Annotated in this window: 5 protein-coding genes and 1 pseudogene; 2 read left to right on the top strand and 4 right to left on the bottom strand. The window is 58.6% G+C overall.

Annotation, left to right across the window (positions count from 1 at the left end):
• The 4 genes and pseudogenes from EN991_RS20075 to minC form a co-directional block, all read right to left on the bottom strand.
• Positions 1 to 827: pseudogene (locus EN991_RS20075) on the bottom strand (hypothetical protein); the annotation flags it as partial.
• A 367-nt stretch (positions 828 to 1194) separates the two neighbouring features.
• Complete coding sequence (gene minE, locus EN991_RS20085) at positions 1195 to 1467, bottom strand: cell division topological specificity factor MinE (RefSeq protein WP_024501686.1); 273 nt, start codon at positions 1465 to 1467, stop codon at positions 1195 to 1197.
• Complete coding sequence (gene minD / locus EN991_RS20090; protein WP_013530671.1) at positions 1464 to 2279, bottom strand: septum site-determining protein MinD; 816 nt, start codon at positions 2277 to 2279, stop codon at positions 1464 to 1466. The genes minE and minD overlap by 4 nt, the downstream gene beginning before the upstream one ends.
• A 64-nt stretch (positions 2280 to 2343) precedes the next feature.
• Complete coding sequence (gene minC / locus EN991_RS20095) at positions 2344 to 3144, bottom strand: septum site-determining protein MinC (protein ID WP_127369379.1); 801 nt, start codon at positions 3142 to 3144, stop codon at positions 2344 to 2346.
• 201 nt (positions 3145 to 3345) lie between these two features.
• Here minC and EN991_RS20100 point away from each other — a divergent pair, with 201 nt between their 5' ends.
• Positions 3346 to 5556, top strand: a complete 2211-nt coding sequence (locus EN991_RS20100; RefSeq protein WP_164753780.1) for a P-loop NTPase fold protein — start codon at positions 3346 to 3348, stop codon at positions 5554 to 5556.
• Positions 5557 to 5818: 262 nt separating this feature from the next.
• On the top strand, positions 5819 to 6015 hold a 197-nt coding region (locus tag EN991_RS40335), incomplete at its 3' end, for a hypothetical protein (RefSeq protein ID WP_206519221.1).

Raw genomic sequence — 6015 nt, forward strand, 5'->3', positions numbered from 1 at the left:
GTGGCATGGACCGCCGACAGCTCGTCGAGTCTGTGGCGCGCCTGCGATTCCCGCTTCAGCGCCTTGTCGAGTTCGATCGACAGGTTGACGTGCTTTTCGCGCAGCATCTTGCTTTCGCGCAAGCGCCTGTTGGCCTCGACCGTCCTGGCGGTCAGCCGCTTGGCGATGTCGCCGAACTCCGCCTCGCGTTTGGAGCTCGCATTGGCTGTCTCGACGAGTTCCAGCCTGACCGCGGCAAGTGCCGCACGAAGCGTCTCCCGGTCCTGGACCAGGCTTGTCTCGCGCTGCTGCAGCGCTTCGAAAGCGCCGTCACGCTCGCGCAGCTTTCGCGTCGCGTCGTGCAGCTTCTCCGACAGAGCCCTCTGTTCGGCGGCCAGGGCGGCATTGGCGACCTCCAGCTCGTTGGCGCGCAGGATGTCGCTGTGCAGGATGTTGAGGAATTCGCGCGTCAGATGGTGTGAGGTGCCGATCTCCGACAGCTTGTCGTTGATCTCCTCCAGATAGTCCCTGGCGTCGTGGAAGAGTCCCTCGAAGGCGCTCAATGCAGCCAGCCGGGTCTGTGTATGGGCGGTCAGTCTTGGCGCGGTTTCGGAACTGTCCGCAGCGCCCGCATCCTCGGCATTCCCGGCATTGTCGTCATTTGCCGCATCGGCCTGGGGTGGCCCGTCATCGGATGCCGCCTGGGCATCCGGCACATCGTCGCTCTCTGGCGGCGCCAGGTCGTCGGCGTCGAGACTTGCATCCAGCGCGTCCGCCAAATCGATCTGCAGGTCCTGGATTGCTTTATCCACGTCTTCAGCACGCTTGATCAGGCCTCTGAAGTTCATCACCAAACTCCCCTTACGCATACCTCGCTTAGAACTTAATAAATTGCTAATATATCCTTACATCCGCTGCTTGCGCAGGGGAAGCCCCGTCGGCACAAAGGTAAATTTGGGACATTTTAGGGGTTTGGACGGCGCGAGCGATGCGGTGCGAGGGTGCGAAGCCGGTTCTGCCGGCGGGACAGCGCCCCCTCTGTCCAGCCGGACATCTCCCCCACACGGGGAGATTGGACGTCATGCGGGCTTTCGCCAATCGCCAACGTTGCAAGAAGAACTGAAGCGCAGAAATTGCCAATCTCCCCACTTGTGGGGGAGATGTCCGGCAGGACAGAGGGGGGCGCGAAGGATCGCGGCTCCCCCTAAGTTGCCCTCACCCCGCCATGGCCAGCGGCACGGCGCTCTTGTTGGGGATCTGGATGTCGATTTCCAGCGTCGACATGGTCTCGCCGCGGTCCATCGAGACCTGCAGATAGTCCTGGTCGATCTGCACATGCTTGGCGATGACGGCCATGATCTCCTCGCGCAGGATGGAGACGAGGTCGGGCTGGCTGCGGTTGCGGCGCTCATAGGCGAGCAGCACTTGCAGCCGCTCGCGCGCCACCGGGGCGCTGGAGCGCCGCTTGAAGATGTCGAGCAGGTTCATGCCGCCCTCCTTCCCAAAAGACGATCGAGGAAGCCCTTGCGCTCGAAGGGCACGATGACGGGCAATTCCTCGCCCTCCAGCCGCCTGGCAGCGTCGATATAGGCCTTGGCAGCGGAATTGAGCGGCTCCGACAGCGTCACCGGCGAACCGAGGTTGGAGGCGCGCAGCACGTCCTGGCTTTCCGGAATGATGCCGAGCAGCGGCACCGACAGGATTTCCAGCACGTCGTCGATGGACAGCATCTCGCCGCGCGAGGCGCGCGCCGCATCGTAGCGCGTCACCAGCACATGCTTGGCGATCTGCTCGCCCTGCTCGGCCCGCAAGGTGCGGGCGTCGAGCAGGCCGATGATGCGATCGGAATCGCGCACCGACGACACTTCCGGATTGGTGACGATGACCGCCTCGTCGGCAAAGCGCATGGCGAGCTGCGCGCCGCGCTCGATGCCGGCCGGGCTGTCGCAGAAGACGTAGTCGAACACCGAGCGCAGCTTGTCGATGACTTCGCCGACGCCTTCCTCGGTCAGCGCATCCTTGTCGCGCGTCTGCGAGGCCGGCAGCAGGAACAGCGTCTCGACCCGCTTGTCGCGGATCAGCGCCTGCGAGAGCTTCGCCTGGCCCTGGATGACGTTGACGAGGTCGAACACCACGCGCCGTTCGGCGCCCATGATCAGGTCGAGGTTGCGCAGGCCGACGTCGAAGTCGACGAGCGCCACCTTCTTGCCGGTCTTGGCCACGGCCGCCCCGAGGGCCGCCGTCGAGGTCGTCTTGCCGACGCCCCCCTTGCCCGAGGTGACCACCACTACCTTGCCCATTGAAAAGCCTCCGTTGTTGTTTTCTTGGTCGAGCGGCCCGGCCGCCCCAATATCGAAACGAATGTCAGCTCAGCGTCGAAACCCGCAACGCGTCGCCGTCGAGAAACGCCTGCACCGGCTTGCCGCGCGAAACGCCTTCCATCTCCTCGGCGGTGACATACCAGCCGTCGACCGCCAGAAGCTCGGCCTCGTTCTTGCGGCAGAAGATGCGCGCGCCCCTGTTGCCGAGCGCACCCGCCGAAGCGCGCCCGCGCAGCGTGCCGTAGACATGGATCGAGCCCGCCGCGATGATCTCCGAGCCGGAAGCGACAGAACCCAGCACGATGACATCGCCATGCGGATGCACGATCGCCTGGCCCGAACGAATCGGCGCCTTGATCATCAGCGTGCCCGAAGCTTCAACCTGCGGCTCGCTATCGCCCGCCTTGCTTGCGTCAGCCTTGCCGACGCTGTCCTTGTCCGGGCCGGCTTCAGGCGCCCCGCTCTCGGCCTTGCCCTCTCCGGAAACATCCTCCCGCGCCCTGCGGGGCAGCAGGCCATCCGTCGTCGCCTCCTTGGCGCCGACCAGCACCGGCGGCAGGTTGGGCTCGAGTGCGGTGTGGCCGTCGAGCTCGATGGCGTAGATACGGATGCCGCGATGGCCAAGCACGCCGACCAGCGATTCGATCGCCGCGACATCGGGCTTCAAAGTGTTGAGATCAAGCACCACCGGCCGCCCGGCAAAATAGCCCGGCGAGTTGCCGATCCAGTGATCCAGCCCCTCCAGCCACACGTCCAAAGGCGCCTCCGGCGTCAATGTGAAAGCGACGAAAGAGCGGGCACGAAAGCGGATGGATTTGGCCTCGAGGGGGGCGGCAAAGGTCACGGCTGGCGAATCCTTACTGAGAGGTAAACGCTAGCGAGGGAATGGTTAACGAATGGTTAATGGGGGGGGTGAGGAGACGAGCAGTGGCCGCATGAGAATGGTCCGAGAAGATGAGGATTTCTGCTGCGCTTGCGCGATAGAAAAATGATTTGGCCGCCCCAACGCCCTGTGCGATATCGAAGATCGGGACGGGGTGATGGCATGTCAAATGAACAGAAGTATAGTCTTGGTGACGATCTGCCCAAAGACAATCCTTGGCAGGACGACCTGCTCGGGTACGCGCCGTTTGCCAAAATGCTCTTCAACGCTATTCGTGACCTCGACGCGCCCAATGGCTATGTAATTGGGCTACACGGTCGCTGGGGCAGCGGCAAATCGACCACGATCAATTTCGTCAAAGCTCATATCAATAAATTTAATGAAGAACTCGAAGACCAAAGAAATCGAATAGGGTTCATTGATTTTAGACCCTGGATAGTTGCGGGCCACCAAGATCTGATGGCCTCGTTCTTCAAGGTTCTCACCGAGAACCTCGGCACCAAAGACAACTGGTGGAAGCGCCAAGGAAAAGGGTTTCTGCGCCACGTTAGGGGTCCAGCCGACACACTTGTGGAGGCGCTCGCCACTCTCGGCATGGCGGTTGATCCCACTAAGGTTGGGGCGGGCTTCGCGGGTGCAATGGCGAAGAAATCTATCAACGGCATGATCGGCCGTTTTCTCGACGAACCTTCGGTTCAGTTGGCATACGAAAAATTGAAGCTACAGCTGCGCAATTCACGAAGGCGCATAGTGGTCGCGATCGACGACCTAGATAGACTTGAGGACCACGAGGTTCGGTCAATCATGCAGATGGTAAAGACGGTTGGCCAGCTACCGAATGTTGTTTACATATTATCGTACGACCGCCAGATCGTCTGGAGCGCACTTGATGGCAACCTACAAAGGAGCGGGCCGAAATACGCCGAGAAGATTATTCAGCAAGAAATCGAATTGCCACAGCCGCAGAGGCACGCTCTGCTCAAGATTCTCGATCGTGAGATCGCCTTCCTTCTTGCGACGCAAGACCGCACCAGTCGGTGGGAATATCTTGTCATAGATGGAATACATCGATGGATAAATTCCCCTCGCGACGTTGTTAAATTGGCAAACGCGGTGAAAATGGCTTGGCCCACATTTAAAAACGAAATCGACGCACAAGACTTATTGGCAATGGAGGGATTAAAGCTCTTCGACGAAGCGGCATTCAACTGGGTTCGCGACAATCGCGATTTTCTGTTTTCTGAGGGGCGCTTCGCAATGACCGGAGACGAAGCCAAGACCGCCGCAGTAGAGAACCTCAAGCGACGATATCCTGACAACGAACGCGTTCCGCAGATCCTTAATGTACTTTCTGCGCTCTTTCCCGGATCTGCAAAATGGCTGGGAGGAAATAGCATAAGCAGCGAGCCCTATGAAGACGTAATGAGGCGTCGCGGCATCGGCAGCAAAGAGGGATACGAGACCTATTTCGGCTGGGGACTACCGAAGGATTCTATCCCAAAGTCGGTCATTGATGCGCTGTTGGCAAACTTAGACAATAGCGGGTTGATCGCGAATACCTTGGGTCAATATTTGTCGCGCTTTAACAGTAAAGGCGAGCCTATGATCGGCCTATTGTTGGACGAACTTAGGATACGATACCGTGGTCGCCATCCTGCCAGACCGACCCAAACGCTCTTGGACGAGCTTTTCAAGATCGGAGAGAAGGTGCTGGCAATAGATTGGGAACCACCATTCCTATCCCTTGGGCCTAAGGCACAAATCCGCTTCCTCATTAGGAACATGCTCGAAGCTTGGCAAAAGGGTGATGCAGGCATTCGATTGTTTGAAGCTTTCGAAAAGGCGCAATCAGCAGCATTTTGCGCGACCGTGTTTGTCGATATGGGACGAAGCATCGGGGTGTTTCGGGCGGAAAGCGGAGATGCCCCTCTCATCGAAAAAGATGCCTTCGACAAGCTTGGGCCAATACTGTTATCGAAGATATTGACGGCGGCGGCCGAGGGCCGCCTATTATCCGCGCCGTACTATTTCGATATAGCAAGGGCCTGGGCATACTTGGCCACACCCGCAGAACCCAAGGCATGGCTTGCTTCTGGGATGCAAGATAACGCGGAATTTATGGTCAAAGTAGGTGATGGATTGACAGCTCATAGTGTCGGTGCCCCCGTTCGAACCTACTCCATGAGGAATCATCCAGAACCGGAGTTATATGATTTAGAGGTTTTGATAGAAGCCGGAAAGAAGCATCTCAAAAATGGCAAGCTAGATAGTGGTCAGCGTAGAATGCTGGAAGCAATCGTGAATGGGTCGCAACGAATTCTTGCTGGGCAAGCGCCTGACAGTGATTGGCCGGTGGATGACGACGATAGGTAGTCGTTGAAGCCAAGGAATTTTGGTGTCGGCATCCGGATTAAACTTAACGTTTTGCAGTTCTCAGAAGTCGCTGGTGAATCGATCAGACAGACTCGCGCGACTGAAGGAAGGTCTTCAGAAAAATCACGGCAGTTTCCATGCGGTCCCATCGCCATGAACGAAGCCGGGAACAGAGACCGCACGAACCACACAGAGAACCGATTGGCAACCTACAGCCCAAGGCCGAGATCTGATGAAGAATCCCGCAAAAGGAAGCCACTGAATGCTTACTCGTTTCGAGCATGCGATGAGGGCGGCGGCTGAGAAGGTCGCGGCCGTAGATCGAGACGTTCGACTAAAGCTGGTGACTGTCAAAGGGCGAGAAGAGCGCTACAGTGAGAAGTTTGTTACCCTTCTGGATGAGCGGATGTCCAATTTCTCAGACGGAGGCGTCACGTGGAGTGTTGCAACGCATATTTC

Source organism: Mesorhizobium sp. M7A.F.Ca.US.005.03.2.1 (assembly GCF_003997795.1).
Lineage (GTDB): Bacteria > Pseudomonadota > Alphaproteobacteria > Rhizobiales > Rhizobiaceae > Mesorhizobium > Mesorhizobium ciceri.